At 65.7% G+C, this 13,334-nt stretch carries 17 protein-coding genes; 5 read left to right on the forward strand and 12 right to left on the reverse strand.

The window, feature by feature from the left end:
- Positions 1 to 42: 42 nt before the first annotated feature.
- From AABN02_RS00885 to bamC, 3 genes are read left to right on the forward strand one after another with little or no spacing between them, the layout of a single operon-like run.
- Positions 43 to 642 (forward strand): class I SAM-dependent methyltransferase, encoded by a 600-nt coding sequence (locus AABN02_RS00885; RefSeq protein WP_338413039.1) that lies wholly within the window; start codon positions 43 to 45, stop codon positions 640 to 642.
- 28 nt (positions 643 to 670) lie between these two features.
- Entirely contained in the window at positions 671 to 1,552 is an 882-nt protein-coding gene (dapA, locus tag AABN02_RS00890; RefSeq protein ID WP_338413040.1) for a 4-hydroxy-tetrahydrodipicolinate synthase, read from the forward strand.
- Position 1,553: 1 nt separating this feature from the next.
- The gene (bamC, locus tag AABN02_RS00895; protein ID WP_338413041.1) at positions 1,554 to 2,735 is read left to right on the forward strand and encodes an outer membrane protein assembly factor BamC; all 1,182 of its coding nucleotides are present in this window, start codon (positions 1,554 to 1,556) and stop codon (positions 2,733 to 2,735) included.
- Positions 2,736 to 2,866: 131 nt separating this feature from the next.
- Here the strand turns inward: bamC and AABN02_RS00900 are convergent, their stop codons facing one another.
- The 3 genes from AABN02_RS00900 to AABN02_RS00910 are packed head-to-tail and all read right to left on the reverse strand — an operon-like array spanning position 2,867 to position 4,635.
- Positions 2,867 to 3,118: a hypothetical protein gene (locus AABN02_RS00900; protein ID WP_338413042.1), complete on the reverse strand. Its 252-nt coding sequence runs from the start codon at positions 3,116 to 3,118 to the stop codon at positions 2,867 to 2,869.
- A 30-nt stretch (positions 3,119 to 3,148) separates the two neighbouring features.
- Complete coding sequence (locus AABN02_RS00905) at positions 3,149 to 3,418, reverse strand: hypothetical protein (protein WP_338413043.1); 270 nt, start codon at positions 3,416 to 3,418, stop codon at positions 3,149 to 3,151.
- Between the two features lie 8 nt (positions 3,419 to 3,426).
- A complete protein-coding gene (locus tag AABN02_RS00910) occupies positions 3,427 to 4,635 on the reverse strand; it encodes a cupin domain-containing protein (RefSeq protein ID WP_338413044.1) in 1,209 nt (402 codons plus the stop codon).
- A 64-nt stretch (positions 4,636 to 4,699) separates the two neighbouring features.
- Between AABN02_RS00910 and AABN02_RS00915 the strand changes: the two genes are divergently transcribed.
- Complete coding sequence (locus AABN02_RS00915; RefSeq protein WP_338413045.1) at positions 4,700 to 5,227, forward strand: peptidylprolyl isomerase; 528 nt, start codon at positions 4,700 to 4,702, stop codon at positions 5,225 to 5,227.
- Positions 5,228 to 5,255: 28 nt separating this feature from the next.
- Here the strand turns inward: AABN02_RS00915 and dut are convergent, their stop codons facing one another.
- Both dut and AABN02_RS00925 read right to left on the reverse strand, forming a co-directional pair.
- Positions 5,256 to 5,735, reverse strand: coding sequence for a dUTP diphosphatase (gene dut, locus AABN02_RS00920; RefSeq protein WP_338413046.1), 480 nt, complete (start codon positions 5,733 to 5,735; stop codon positions 5,256 to 5,258).
- 6 nt (positions 5,736 to 5,741) lie between these two features.
- Complete coding sequence (locus tag AABN02_RS00925; protein ID WP_338413047.1) at positions 5,742 to 6,155, reverse strand: heme-binding protein; 414 nt, start codon at positions 6,153 to 6,155, stop codon at positions 5,742 to 5,744.
- A gap of 142 nt (positions 6,156 to 6,297) precedes the next feature.
- Between AABN02_RS00925 and AABN02_RS00930 the strand changes: the two genes are divergently transcribed.
- Entirely contained in the window at positions 6,298 to 6,993 is a 696-nt protein-coding gene (locus tag AABN02_RS00930) for a Bax inhibitor-1 family protein (RefSeq protein ID WP_338413048.1), read from the forward strand.
- 70 nt (positions 6,994 to 7,063) lie between these two features.
- Here AABN02_RS00930 and dnaB read toward each other — a convergent pair whose 3' ends face one another.
- The 7 genes from dnaB to AABN02_RS00965 all read right to left on the reverse strand — a co-directional run bounded on the left by dnaB (position 7,064) and on the right by AABN02_RS00965 (position 13,294).
- Complete coding sequence (gene dnaB / locus AABN02_RS00935) at positions 7,064 to 9,220, reverse strand: replicative DNA helicase (protein WP_338413049.1); 2,157 nt, start codon at positions 9,218 to 9,220, stop codon at positions 7,064 to 7,066.
- 112 nt (positions 9,221 to 9,332) lie between these two features.
- Complete coding sequence (gene rplI, locus AABN02_RS00940; protein ID WP_179635081.1) at positions 9,333 to 9,785, reverse strand: 50S ribosomal protein L9; 453 nt, start codon at positions 9,783 to 9,785, stop codon at positions 9,333 to 9,335.
- A gap of 10 nt (positions 9,786 to 9,795) precedes the next feature.
- Positions 9,796 to 10,080 (reverse strand): 30S ribosomal protein S18, encoded by a 285-nt coding sequence (rpsR, locus tag AABN02_RS00945; protein ID WP_179635080.1) that lies wholly within the window; start codon positions 10,078 to 10,080, stop codon positions 9,796 to 9,798.
- Between the two features lie 9 nt (positions 10,081 to 10,089).
- Positions 10,090 to 10,428 (reverse strand): primosomal replication protein N, encoded by a 339-nt coding sequence (gene priB / locus AABN02_RS00950; protein WP_338413050.1) that lies wholly within the window; start codon positions 10,426 to 10,428, stop codon positions 10,090 to 10,092.
- Complete coding sequence (gene rpsF, locus AABN02_RS00955; protein ID WP_179635079.1) at positions 10,428 to 10,796, reverse strand: 30S ribosomal protein S6; 369 nt, start codon at positions 10,794 to 10,796, stop codon at positions 10,428 to 10,430. The genes priB and rpsF overlap by 1 nt, the downstream gene beginning before the upstream one ends.
- A gap of 118 nt (positions 10,797 to 10,914) precedes the next feature.
- A complete protein-coding gene (locus AABN02_RS00960) occupies positions 10,915 to 13,020 on the reverse strand; it encodes a sodium:solute symporter family protein (protein ID WP_338413051.1) in 2,106 nt (701 codons plus the stop codon).
- Positions 13,013 to 13,294: a sodium/substrate symporter small subunit gene (locus AABN02_RS00965; protein WP_338413052.1), complete on the reverse strand. Its 282-nt coding sequence runs from the start codon at positions 13,292 to 13,294 to the stop codon at positions 13,013 to 13,015. Before AABN02_RS00965 ends, AABN02_RS00960 begins: the two co-directional genes overlap by 8 nt.
- Positions 13,295 to 13,334 lie beyond the last annotated feature (40 nt).

Raw genomic sequence — 13,334 nt, forward strand, 5'->3', positions numbered from 1 at the left:
CTATCTGCAACCGGCGCTGATCGTCGATCTGGGCAACCGCCTGTGGAGCTGTTTCTGAGCGCGCACCTGAACCTGCATTCGAATCCGAGCCCTTCCGAATGGATCAGCCGCCACGCCGGCCTGATCCCGAATCTGCGCCACGGCGCACGCGTGCTCGACCTCGCCTGCGGCAGCGGCCGCCATGTGCGTTGGCTCACGGCGCATGGCGCGCGGGTCACGGCGGTCGACCGGGACACGTCCGCCTTGGCCACGCTGCAGGGCATCGCCGCCGAGGTGGTCCAGGCCGACATCGAAAACGGTCCCTGGCCGCTGCCGGATCGCCAGTTCGACGCCGTCGTCGTCACGAACTACCTCTGGCGCCCGCTGCTGCCGCGGATCGTGGCGAGCGTGGCGCCAGGCGGCGTGCTGCTCTACGAGACCTTCGCGCACGGCAATGCCAGCGTGGGCAAACCATCGCGGCCCGATTTCCTGCTCCAGCCAGGCGAGTTGCTCGACCAAGTTCGGCCAGAACTGCGGGTCATTGCCTACGAAGACGGCTTTCTGGACGGCCCACCGCGCTTCGTTCAACGCATCGCGGCCGTGCGCCAGACCACCGCCGACACCTCAGGCAACCCGGATCGATGGCACTTGCCCGGCAGTTAGAATCCCGAAATCACAAGGACTATTGCACATGAACCCGATCATTGGCAGCATCGTCGCACTCGTCACGCCGATGCATGAAGACGGCAGCGTGGACTACCCCAGCCTGCGCCGGCTGATCGACTGGCACATCGCCGAAGGCACGGCCTGCATCGGCGTCGTCGGCACCACCGGCGAATCGCCCACGGTGTCGGTCGAAGAGCACTGCGAGATCATCCGTGTCGCCGTCGAGCAGACCGCCGGCCGCGTGCCGGTCATGGCAGGCGCTGGCGGCAACTCGACCCGCGAGGCCATCGAGCTGTCGAAGTTCGCCAAGGAAGTCGGCGCCGACTGCACGCTCAGCGTCGTCCCTTACTACAACAAGCCTTCGCAGGAAGGCATGTTCCAGCACTTCAAGGCCATCACGGAAGCCGTGGACATCCCCGTGATGCTCTACAACGTGCCCGGCCGAACCGTTGCAGACATGCTGCCCGAGACGGCGCTGCGGCTCGCGAAGCTGCCCGGCGTGATCGGCATCAAGGAAGCCACCGGCAACATCGAGCGCGCCTGCTGGCTGATCAAGCACGCGCCGAAGGGCTTCGGCGTCTACTCCGGCGACGACGGCACGGCCATCGCGCTGATGCTGATGGGCGGCCAGGGCAATGTGAGCGTCACAGCCAACATCGCCCCGCGCGCCATGGCCGATCTGTGCCGCGCCGCCGTGGCGGGGGATGCGCAGACCGCCCGCGAGATCCACTTCAAGCTGCTGTCGCTGAACAAGCTGCTGTTCGCCGAACCCAATCCGGTGCCGGTCAAGTGGGCGATGCAGCGCATGGGCCTGTGTGGCGGCGCGCTGCGCCTGCCGATGGTGCCGATGTCCGACAGTCTGGTCGCGCCCCTCGAAGGCGCCATGCGCGAAGCCGGCATTCTCTGAGATGAAAAGCAACCTGATGTCCCTGCGCCACCCCGCGCGCGCCTCGCTGGCCGCTGCCCTGTTCGCTTGTGGCCTGGGCGGCTGCACAACCGTGTCGGACTCGTTCACGTCGAGCAAGATCGACTACCGCTCGGCCGCGGCCACACCGGCACCGACCTTGCAGGTCCCGCCGGACCTGACACAGCTGGGCAACGATCCGCGCTACCAGCCCCCGGCCGGTGGCGCCATCAGCGCCAACGCGATGCAGACGTCCGAAGCGGCTGCACCGCCAGCCGCTGCGGCGGCTGTGGCGGCGCGACCGAACGACGACGTGCGCATCGAACGCGCCGGCAACCAGCGCTGGCTGGTCGTCCGCAAGACGCCCGAACAGGTCTGGGACACGCTGCGCACGTTCTGGCAGGACAACGGGTTCACGCTGGTCACCGACACGCCGCAGGTGGGCGTGATGGAGACCGACTGGTCAGAGAACCGGGCCAAACTGCCGACGGACATCGTCAGCCGCACCGTGGGCAAGGTGCTCGACAAGCTGCGCGACACCGGCGAGCGGGACCGCTACCGCACCCGAGTCGAACGCAACGGCGCGGTCACCGAGATCTACATCAGCCACCGCGGCATCGAAGAGGTTGGCACCGACCGCAACGGCGACGGCCTGCGCTGGCAAAACCGCCCGAGCGATCCTGGCCTCGAAGCGGAAATGCTGGCCCGGATGATGCTGCGGCTGACCGGCACCGAAGAGCTGGGCAAGTCCGGCAATGCAAAAGCGGTGGACGCTGCCGTCCGTTCCGTCAGCGCGACACCGGCCGCCGCCCCGCGTGCGCGGGTGGTCGATCAATCGACGGGCACGGTGTTGCAGATCGACGACAATCTGGAGCGCAGCTGGCGCCGCGTCGGCCTGGCGCTGGACCGCAGCAGTTTCACGGTCGAAGAGCGTGACCGTGCCCAGAATGAGTACCTGGTGCGCTACGTCGACCCCAAGCTGGCCGGCAAGGAAGAGCCTGGCTTCTTCTCGCGCGTATTCAGCGGCGCCCGCAAGGAAGATCTGAAAGGCACGCGATACCGCCTGAAGTTGACCTCGGGCAACGGTACATCGAGTTCATTGTCGATACTCGACGACAAGGGTGCGGCCGTCATGGATGAAGGCGCGCGCAATATCGTCCAGTTACTCGCCAACGAGTTGCGCTGAGGTTTCAGCCAGCGAATAGCAATTCGCTATCCTGCAGCAACCGCCATTTCCATCTGGTAGCGGTTGCGCCAATCAGGAAGAAGGCAAAAAAAAGCCGCCTCACGGCGGCTTTTTCGTTTGCGGTCGATTGCTTACTTGGAAGCAGCAGCATCGGCAGCGGCCGAAGCGGCGCCAGCCACAGCAGCAGCAGCGCCGGAAGCGGCGTCAGCAACGCTGGCGGCAGCCGAAGCAGCGGCATCAGCCACGGCCGAAGCGGCGGGAGCGGCCATCGACGCAGCGGCTTCAACAGCCGGAGCGACCACGGGAGCGACTTCTTCCTTCTTGCCACAGGCGGCCAGAGCAACAGCGGCGATCACGGCGGCCATCAGGAGCGACTTGTTCATGCTTTATTCCTCAGTCAAAGAGTCTAACAATTACCGGTAATTGACGGCCTCTCTGACAAGTTGCTTCAGCAGCATCCAGTCATCAAGCGCCTTCACGGGAATGAAAAGCTCGAGCATTTCCATACCCAGCCTTCCATTATACATAACGAAACCATCTCGGCTTCTTACGGTCCCCGGCTTGACCAAAAGCGCCTGAAAGCTCACGGCCACCCCAGAGGATGGCGCAATCAGGCTGCTATGTGACGACCATGCTAACGCGCCGGCATGCAGACTAAGGCTTTCTCGCTTGCGCCGGCGCATGAAGTGTGTCATCCACGCGACGTCAGCGGGTGGATCCAGCCGTCGTCGCACCACTGCTCCAGCAATCCGAGCACGGCGCTGCTCACGGTTGCCAAGGTGGCGGCATCCAGTTGCCGCGCATCCGCGAGGCGGCGGAGCACCTGCGCATCCTCATCCGCCGCGTGCCAGGAGTCCCCATTCATAAACACGTGGTGGTCGTCGTAGAGCATGCAACTGCGCGCATCGAGCACCACCCCGCTGTTCGCCGGCAAGGGATCGCCGAACTCGAAGCTCACGGTCGGCTTGGGCTCGCTCATGTATTCGCCCAGCGCCCGCTCCAGCGCACCCGGCTCCTCCAGTACCCGGCGCAAGCCGTCCGCTGCGAACTGCACCAGCGCGGGCGGAATGCGCCCAGGCTCCATGGTCGCAGCCTGCCCAGGATCCGCATAGACGACCGGACGGACGCCCTCGTCTCCCTCATCCTCGACGGCGTCTGCCAGCCGCAGCAGTGTTTCACGCGCCAGTTCGGAGCGGTGCGGCGAACGGAAGCCCACGGAGCAGGTCATGCACTCGCCGCCGACCGCATCGCCATCGTGCGCCCAGCCCGGCGGCAGATAGAGCATGTCACCGGGCGAGAGCACCCATTCCTGCTCGGGCTGGAAGTTCTCGATGATCTTGACCGGCAGGTTCGGGCGCAACCGGGCGTCTGCCATGCGGCCGATGCGCCAGCGGCGCTGGCCCTGCACCTGGATCAGGAACACGTCATAGGAGTCGAAATGCGGACCGACGCCGCCGCCTTCCGCTGCCCAGGAGACCATCAGATCGTCGAGCCGCGCCTGTGGAATGAAGCGGAACGGCGTCAGCATCGCCTGGGCACTCGGCAGATGCAGATCCAGCCCCTGGACCAGCACCGTCCAGTCCGGCTGCTTCAGCGCCGGCAGGCGGCGCCGCGCCAGCGGGCCACGGTCCAGGCTCCAGACCTCGTCGGCACCCCGCCCGCGGCGCGTCACGAGGCGGGACTCCACCTCCTCGCTTTCGGCCAGCTTGAAGAGGTCGGCGCGCGTCAGCGGCGGCTGGACGCCCGGAAAGGCCTGGCGCACCAGCAGCGGCGCGCGTTGCCAGTGCTGTTGCATGAATTCAGTCGGGCTCAGACCACCCAGCAGCACGGCGGGTTGATCGAGCGGAGGGACGGCGGCATCGGGGTGCTGCCGCAGCGAGAGGCCGGAAGATTGGTTCATCCCGACATTGTGCCGGTCCGCCGGGCGGCGCTCGCGGGCGCGCGCGCATGAGATGATGTCGCCCATGCAGATATCAGCCCCTTGCGTCGTCAGCCTGACCTGGCGACTCGAAGACGCCCACGGCCAACTGATCGACGACCTCGGCGACCCCGTCGAGTTCTATTTCGGTGGCGACGACCTGTTCGCCAAGGTCGAAGAAGTCCTGACCGACCAGGGCGTCGGTTACCAGAACACGCTCCACCTGGAGCCGGAACATGCCTTCGGCGAATACCACGCCGAACTCGTGTTCTTCGAAGAGCGCAGCATCTTCCCGGACGAGGTCTCGCCCGGCATGCAGTTCGAGGGACCGCCGCCCGGCAGCGCGACACCCGACATGCCCGCAGACGTCATTTACACCGTCACCGAGGTCTACGACACCCACGTGGTGCTCGACGGCAACCACCCGTTGGCCGGCGTGGCGCTCGTTCTGCAACTGGAGGTCCGCGACGTGCGCGAGGCGACCGAGGCCGAGATCGCCCAGGGCAGCGTCGGCGACGGTGAGGGCGAAGGCGGCCTGTTCAGCGTGGTGCCGCCCGGCACGACCCTGCACTGACCCACCCTGCCCCGTTCACGCCACCCGCTCAGGCGGGTGTGCTGGCGACACCGGTCGAACCGAATCCACCCACACCCCGCTCGCTGCTGGCGGCGAACTCCTCCACGACCACCAGCCGCGGCCGCAGGATCGGCACGAACAGCATCTGCGCAATCCGGTCGCCCGGCTGGATGACGATTGGCTCCCCCGACGGATTTCGGTTCCAGACGCTCACATAGCACTGCGCCATGTAGTCCGCATCGATGACGCCGATGCTGTTGCCCAGGATCAGCCCCTTCTTGTGGCCGAGGCCCGAGCGCGGCACGATCACCGCACAGAAGCCCGCACTGTTCATGTGCAGCGCCAGTCCGGTGGGCACCAGTTGCGCTGGCGCCTGCGGATGGATCTCCAGCGGCGCGTCCAGGCAGGCGATCAGGTCGATCCCGGCGGCCTGCTCGCTCTGGTAGCGCGGCAGCCCCCAGCCCTGCAGACGGGCATCCAGCACCTTGACTTCGACATCAGGCCCCACCACGGCTCAGGCGCCCGTCACGAGTGCGGCAATGCCGGCGCGCGCCACCTGCGCATCCTCGCTCGACTTCACCCCGCTGACCCCGACGGCGCCGACACAGACGCCCTGCACCATGATCGGCACGCCGCCTTCCAGCAGGCCTTCCACCGCGGGCACGCTCAGAAACGAATAGCGCCCCTGGTTGATCATCTCTTCATAGACGCGCGACTCACGCTGCCCCAGCGCGGCCGTGTGGGCCTTGGCCGGCGCGATGTGGGCCGACAGCGGTGCGGCGCCATCCAGACGCTGCAGCCACAGCAGGTGGCCGCCGTCATCGGCGATCGCGATCGTCACCGCCCAATGGTTGCGCACGGCCTCGGCTTCAGCAGCCTGGGCGATGCGGCGGGTATCGTCCAGCGTCAGTACGGGCTTGGTCTTCATGGATCGGTCCTGTTGTCCGGTTGCGAAATACAAAGCGTCGCACTTTACCGCGCCGCTTCCCGTGGCGCACGGCCCGGAACTAAACTGACCCTGCGGGCTCCAACAAACCGCAACATCTTCTTCACAACCGTCTGGAGGTTCCATGAACGAACGCCTGCCCACCTTCCCCGGCGCGTCTGGTCAAGGCGCGCTGGCTGCGCAGCAGAACCGCGTGCTGCGCAACACCTATCTGCTGCTCGCCGCGTCGATGGTGCCCACCGTGCTGGGCGCCTGGATCGGCGTGTCCACCGGCCTGCTCGCCACGATGGGCAATGGCCTGTCGATGGTCCTGTTCCTGGCCGGCGCCTTCGGCTTCATGTTCGCCATCGAGAAGACCAAGCACTCGGCCGCGGGCGTGGGCGTGCTGCTCGGCTTCACCTTCTTCATGGGGCTGATGCTCTCGCGGATGCTGGCCTTCGTGCTGGGCATGTCCAATGGGGCCTCGGTGGTCATGCTGGCCTTCGGTGGCACGGCGGGTGTGTTCTTCGCAATGGCCGCACTGGCCAGCGTGATCAAGCGCGACCTGTCGGGCATGGGCCAGTTCCTGTTCGTCGGCGCCGTCGTGCTGATGGTGGCGATGGCCATCAACCTGTTCGTGCAGTCCAGCGCGGTGATGATGGCGCTGTCGGTGCTGGCCATCGGCATCTTCTCGGCCTTCATGCTCTACGACATCCGCCGCATCATCGACGGCGGCGAGACCAACTACATCAGCGCGACGCTGGCGCTGTACCTGGACCTCTACAACGTGTTCCAGAACCTGCTGATGCTCTTCGGCATCGGCTTCGGCAGCGACGACTGACCCACGGCGTTCCCACAACGTCGAAGGGGCCGCGAGGCCCCTTTTTCATACGCGTGTGTCCGGCTACTGGTCAGTATTCGCCGCCGTAGCTGCCGGGCGCCAGATTCTCGAACTTGGTCAGCGGCTTCATGAACGCCAGCTTGACCGTGCCCACCGGGCCATTCCGCTGCTTGCCGATCACGATCTCCGCCACCCCCGGCTCCTTCGAGTCCTTGTTGTAGTAGTCGTCGCGGTAGATGAACATGATGACGTCGGCATCCTGTTCGATTGCACCAGATTCGCGCAGGTCGCTCATCATCGGCCGCTTGTCGGTGCGTGTTTCCACCGACCGGTTGAGCTGCGACAGCGCAATCACGGGGCACTGCAGCTCCTTGGCCAGCGCCTTCAGACCACGCGAAATCTCGCTGATCTCGGTCGCCCGGTTTTCACCGCTGCTGGAGCCGGAGCCGCTCATGAGCTGCAGGTAGTCCACCACGATCAGGCCGAGCTGGCCGAACTGCCGCGCCTGCCGCCGCGCCCGCGCCCGCACTTCACCCGGTGTCAGCGCCGGCGTTTCGTCGATGAACAGGTGCACACCGTGCAGCAGGTCCAGCACCTCGGACAGCCGCCCCCACTCGTCGTCGTTCAGCGCGCCGGTGCGCAGATGCTGCTGATCGATGCGGCCGAGCGAGCCGACCATCCGCAGGGCCAATTGGGATGCGCCCATTTCCATCGAGAACACGACGACCGGCTTGCGCTCCTTGACGGCGACGTGTTCGGCGATGTTGAGCGCGAAGGCCGTGTTGTGGGTGACGATGTCCTGGTCCGTGATGTAGAGCCGCTCAGGGTGACTGACGGAGATGCACTGGCAGACCGTCTCGCGGGTCGCCTCGATCGAGGTGATGGTCAGGCGCTTCACCGATGGGGTGATCTGGCAAACCGTGGAGCCCGACTCCCGTCTGATTGCACACCAGCCACCCAACGAGCGCACCAGTTCGGCGACATCGGTAGCCAACAACTGGCTACCAACCGACAACTCGACCCGTTCAGCACCGACCCGAACACGCTCCGATCCGATAGGCAAGCCACACAGCAAGCCCTGCACCAGTTCAGAGCGAACAGACCTGCGTGCCTCCAGATATTCACGGGGAATGCGGGCCACATGCCCTGCAGCAACCTGCCTTCCCAGGCGGTACGGTGCCGGTGTCGACACATCGGACTGCCCGAACTCACCGCTGGCGCACTCGATCCACCAATGTTCCGGCCCATGGTCCTTCAACCCCAGCATCACATCCCGAGTGGACAGAATCCTGGGCGTACTGTCTGCCGAGGTGGAAACACGCCAGAGATGTTCCGCACAACATTCGGTCGATCGACCATCCGAGAAAGTGATTCGGTAGGCCTGACGAACACCCTGTGGATAAACACCGGTGACGATCGACGGCCGGCCATCCACGGAGGCCAGCGCATCACCGACCACCAATTCGCCCATCGCCTTCCAGCCGCCGCGGGTGCGCACGCGGGCATCCAGCGGTTGCGCCTTGCCCATCGAGGGCCGCGCCGCCAGGATGATCAGATCGCCGCCCTGGAATCCCGCCGTCATGCGGTCGAGGTCGATGAAACCGCTCGGAACGCCGGTCACTTCGCCTGCGCCGCTGTCGGCCAACTCCTGCACGCGGTCGATCAGCGAGACGACCAGGTTGTCGAGCGAATGGAAGCCCTGCTTGTTGCGCGAGCCTTCCTCGCCGATCTTGAAGATCTTGCTTTCGGCCTCGTCAAGGATGATCGACACCGGCGTGCCCTGCGGATTGAGCGCCTTGGTGGCGATCTCGTCGCTGGTCTCGACCAGTTTGCGCAGGATGGCCCGCTCGCGGACGATCTCGGCGTACCGGCGCAGGTTGGCCGCGCCAGGCACGCTGTTGGCCAGCGCGTTCAGATAGCCCAGACCGCCCACGTCGTCGGACTTGCCCAGGCTCTGCAGGTGCTCGAACACCGTGATCACGTCGGCGGGCTTGTTGCCGCTGATGAGGGCCATGATGGCCGCGTAGATCAGCTTGTGTTCGTAGCGGTAGAAATCGTTGTCGGTGAGCAGGTCACCGGCGCGGTCGGACGCGCTGTTGTCGAGCAGCAGACCGCCCAGCACGCTCTGTTCGGCCTCGACCGAGTGGGGAGGCACGCGCAGTCGCGCGACCTCGTCGTCACCGCCCCGGGAGGACGGCATCATGGATCCGGATGACAGGGAAGACATCGTTCGATGATAGGTCGGGAGGCGGGCTGTGGACAGACCAAATGGAAAAGGCCGGCTTGCGCCGGCCTTCAGAAGCGCCGTGGCGAGCACGGCGCGGGCACTCAGACTGGGATCAGTCCGTCGCGCCGACAACCGCCACGGTCACATCGACCACGACGTCATGGTGCAGCGCAACCGCCACGGTCTGCGAACCAACGACCTTCAGCGGGCCATTGGGCATGCGGACCTGGGCCTTGGCGACGACGAAACCGGAGGCCTTGAGGGCCTCGGCGACGTCGGCGTTGGTCACGGAACCGAACAGACGGCCATCGACACCGGCCTTCTGGGCGATGGTGACGGTCTTGCCAGCCAGCTTTTCGCCTTCGGCCTGTGCGGCAGCCAGCTTGTCAGCCAGCACTTTTTCGAGTTCGGCGCGGCGGACTTCGAATTCCTTGATGGCCTTTTCGGTGGCACGACGTGCAGCACCGGTCGGGATCAGGAAATTGCGGGCGTAGCCGTCCTTGACCTTGACCACGTCACCCAGGGTGCCGAGGTTGGCCACTTTTTCGAGCAGGATCACTTGCATACCGGACTCCTCAGACCTTGTGCTGGTCGCTGTACGGCAGCATCGCGAGGAAGCGCGCACGCTTGATCGCGGTGGTCAGCTGACGCTGGTAGATCGCACGGGTGCCGGTCAGGCGGGCCGGGGTGATCTTGCCATTCTCGCCGACGAAATCACGCAGGATGTCGAGATCCTTGTAATCGATCGATTCGACACCGGCGACGGTGAAGCGGCAGAAACGCTTGCGCTTGAACAGCAGGGATTGCTGGTTGCGCTTGACCTTGCGGTCCTTGGAAAACTTACCACGTGGCGGGGGCATGACAACCTCCTAAGTCAATACTGGAACGTTGGGACTGGTGTCGAGCTGACGGATGTGGAACATGACGCCTCGACCGCTGCGCTGCTTGCCCAGGAATCCGTGGAAGACCGCGGATTCACCGACGGCCAGCCTTTCGAGCTGGCGGGCAGTGTCCCCGAGGGCCGTCGCGTGGATTTCCACGCTGACCTGCCTGGGGTGTCCGGCGTGCTCGATCTGCGAGGCGTGAGCCAGCCGCACATCCAGCGCCGGCAGACCTGCCGGGGTATAGCGCATGGCCGCACGCTCGACGACCTGGGCTGCAAGCAGCACCTGGTTGACCATCGGAGCGTGGCAGGCGTCTGCCGACATCAGTTGCTCGTTTCCTGCTGGGACGACGACTTGCGCGCTTCTTCCTTTTCCACGCGCTTCATCATCGACGAAGGACCGGTTTCGGCCTTGTCGCGACGAACCGTCAGGTGGCGCAGGACTGCGTCGTTGAAGCGGAAGCCGGTTTCGATTTCAGCCAGGGTTTCCTTGCTGCATTCGATGTTCAGGCACAGGTAGTGCGCCTTGGCCAGCTTGTTGATCAGGTAAGCCAACTGGAAGCGACCCCAGTCTTCGACACGGTGGATCTGACCACCGGACGCGGCCACCAGAGCCTTGTAACGCTCCAGCATGGCCGGAACTTGCTCGCTCTGGTCCGGATGGACCAGCAGCACGATTTCATAGTGACGCATGGATACTCCTCATGGATTCCTGTTGCGGAAGCCGCCCCGTCGCGTCAAGAAACGGGTGCAGCAAGAGAAAAGCCTGCGATTGTAGCGCGTTTCTGGAATCAGTCGGATTCGGACCCCGTCACGACCACCCAGGCGTGCGCAGGCGGTCCACCACCGCCTGCTCGGCCGGCCCTGGCGGAGGCGTCAGCAGGCTGGCGATCACCAGCACCAGCGCGCCAGCGGGTGCCCCGAACACGCCTGCGGCCATCGGATCGATGCCCCACCACGCGCAGTCCTGTACCGCCCGCGTGATCCCGAACACACGGCGCAGCAGTTCATGGTTGGTGACCATGTAGTAGGTGCACACGCCCAGGCCCGACAACATGCCCAGCACGGCGCCGACCCGGTTGGCGCGGCGCCAGAAAATCCCCATCACCAGCGCCGGAAAGAAGGTCGCGGCCGCGAGCGAAAACGCCGCGGCCACGAACTGCAGGATGTCCGCGAACCGCATGGACGCGATGAACGCGGCCAGCAGCGCCACCACCAGCACCAGGAACTTCGACAGCATCACGCGCCGCATTGCCGGCGCACGCGGATTGATGAGCCGGTAGTACAGGTCGTGCGACAGGGCGTTCGAGATCGTCAGCAATAGCCCGTCCGCCGTGGACAGTGCCGCCGCCAAGCCACCCGCAGCCACCAGGTAGGTCACCACCAGCGGCAGCCCGCCGATCTCGGGCGCCGCCAGCACGATGACGTCGCCGCCGAGGTGCAGCTCGGCCAGCTGCAACAGGCCGTCGCCGTTGATGTCCTCGACCGACACCAGCGTGGGATCGAGCTTGGACCAGCGCCGGATCCAGCCCGGCAATTGATCGAAGGGGGTACCGATCAGATTGGTGAACACCTCGTACTTGACCATCACCGCCAGTGCCGGCGCGGCCAGATACAGCAGCGCGATGAAGAACAGCGACCACGCCACCGACCGCCGCGCCTCGCTGACCGACGGTGTCGTGTAGTAGCGCGTCAGCACGTGCGGCATCGCGGCGGTGCCCAGCATCAGGCACAGCACCAGCGCCAGGAAATTGCGGCGCCCCACTTCATAGGCCTCCCGCGCGGCCACATCCCCCCGCGGATTGCCAGCGGCAATCGGCTGCGCCTGGGGCGGCATGCCACCCAGCGGCAGGGCCCGCTGCCGGGCATCGTCGTATTCATGCTGGTAGGTGGAGCGGGCGGCGCTTTCCGTCTGCGGGCGACTCAGCAGCCGACGCTCGGCCTGCTGCACCCGCGATGGCTCGGAATCCGCGGTCTGCAGCGCCTTGACCTGGGCGGACAGCGTCTCGGCATCGTCGACCATCGCCTGACGCACATCGGCCAGCTTGCGCAGCGCATCGTCCGCACGCACTTGTAGTTGCCGGATCACGGCGAGTTCCGCCGGGTCGTTCTTGAACACCTCTTCGCGCTGGGTGACGTGCTCCAGCTGCTGCCCGTACGAAAAGAGCGGAAACGGGCTACCGGTCTGGTTCAGCGACATCCACACCACCGGCGTCAGGTAGGCCAGGATCAGGATGATGTATTGCGCCACCTGCGTCCACGTCACCGCACGCATGCCGCCGAGGAAGGAACACACCAGCACGCCGCCGAGGCCGACGAAGATGCCGATCTCGAAGCTGAAACCGGTCAGGTGCGAGGTGATGAGCCCCACCCCGTAGATCTGGACCACGACGTAGACGAAGGACACCAGCGTGACCGCCACGACACCGACCAGGCGCGGCAGCTCACCACCGTAGCGGGCGCCCAGGAACTCGGGAATGGTGAAGAAACCGAGTCGGCGCAGATACGGCGCCAGCAGCAGCGCCACGAGGCAGTAGCCGCCCGTCCAGCCCAGGATGTAGGCCAGACCGGCAAAGCCCTGCAGATAGAGCACGCCGGCCGTGCCGATGAAGGACGCCGCCGACATCCAGTCCGCGGCCGTTGCCATGCCATTGAAGATCGCCGGCACGCGGCGGCCGGCGACGTAGTACTCCGCCTCGTCCGTCGTGCGCGACATCAGGCCGATCGCCGCATAGACCGCCACCGTGGCGATCAGGAAGGTGCCGCCGATCCAGCTGCGCGGCCAGCCCATCCGCTCCATCGCCCCCAGCCCGAGGATGAACAGGAGCACCCCCAGCGTATAGACCGCATATCGCCGGAACAGCACCCGCGTGAAGACCCGCGTCTCCTCGGACGCCCCCAGCCTCGGATCATCCATGGCGGGAATCACCGTCGGTCAGGACCTCGCGCTCCAGACGGTCCATCAGCCAGGCATGGCCGACGATGATCAGCAGGTAGACGCCAATCGCGCCCTGCGTGGCCCACCAGTAGCCGGCCGGCATGCGCCCGACTTTCCAGGCATCGAGCGCGTGCGCCCACCAGGACACGCCGAAGGTGACGCCGAACCACAGTCCCAGCCCCAGCAGCGTCCACAGGCACACCCGGTGCCAATAGGTCCGCTTCGGGGGGCCGTCGTGTTTCCTGTCGTCCATGCAATCACCTCTGGTGCGAATTGTGCGCAGCCCTTGTCAG

The organism is uncultured Sphaerotilus sp., assembly GCF_963924895.1.
Classification (GTDB): Bacteria; Pseudomonadota; Gammaproteobacteria; order Burkholderiales; family Burkholderiaceae_C; genus Sphaerotilus.

Excerpts from the sequence above, each read along its gene's own strand:
- dapA (WP_338413040.1), top strand. The coding sequence starts at position 671 with ATGAACCCGATCATTGGCAGCATCGTCGCACTCGTCACGCCGATGCAT.
- bamC (WP_338413041.1), top strand. The coding sequence starts at position 1,554 with ATGAAAAGCAACCTGATGTCCCTGCGCCACCCCGCGCGCGCCTCGCTG.
- AABN02_RS00900 (WP_338413042.1), bottom strand. The coding sequence starts at position 3,118 with ATGAACAAGTCGCTCCTGATGGCCGCCGTGATCGCCGCTGTTGCTCTG.
- AABN02_RS00905 (WP_338413043.1), bottom strand. The coding sequence starts at position 3,418 with ATGCGCCGGCGCAAGCGAGAAAGCCTTAGTCTGCATGCCGGCGCGTTA.
- AABN02_RS00910 (WP_338413044.1), bottom strand. The coding sequence starts at position 4,635 with ATGAACCAATCTTCCGGCCTCTCGCTGCGGCAGCACCCCGATGCCGCC.
- AABN02_RS00915 (WP_338413045.1), top strand. The coding sequence starts at position 4,700 with ATGCAGATATCAGCCCCTTGCGTCGTCAGCCTGACCTGGCGACTCGAA.
- AABN02_RS00925 (WP_338413047.1), bottom strand. The coding sequence starts at position 6,155 with ATGAAGACCAAGCCCGTACTGACGCTGGACGATACCCGCCGCATCGCC.
- AABN02_RS00930 (WP_338413048.1), top strand. The coding sequence starts at position 6,298 with ATGAACGAACGCCTGCCCACCTTCCCCGGCGCGTCTGGTCAAGGCGCG.
- dnaB (WP_338413049.1), bottom strand. The coding sequence starts at position 9,220 with ATGTCTTCCCTGTCATCCGGATCCATGATGCCGTCCTCCCGGGGCGGT.
- rplI (WP_179635081.1), bottom strand. The coding sequence starts at position 9,785 with ATGCAAGTGATCCTGCTCGAAAAAGTGGCCAACCTCGGCACCCTGGGT.
- rpsR (WP_179635080.1), bottom strand. The coding sequence starts at position 10,080 with ATGCCCCCGCCACGTGGTAAGTTTTCCAAGGACCGCAAGGTCAAGCGC.
- priB (WP_338413050.1), bottom strand. The coding sequence starts at position 10,428 with ATGTCGGCAGACGCCTGCCACGCTCCGATGGTCAACCAGGTGCTGCTT.
- rpsF (WP_179635079.1), bottom strand. The coding sequence starts at position 10,796 with ATGCGTCACTATGAAATCGTGCTGCTGGTCCATCCGGACCAGAGCGAG.
- AABN02_RS00960 (WP_338413051.1), bottom strand. The coding sequence starts at position 13,020 with ATGGATGATCCGAGGCTGGGGGCGTCCGAGGAGACGCGGGTCTTCACG.
- AABN02_RS00965 (WP_338413052.1), bottom strand. The coding sequence starts at position 13,294 with ATGGACGACAGGAAACACGACGGCCCCCCGAAGCGGACCTATTGGCAC.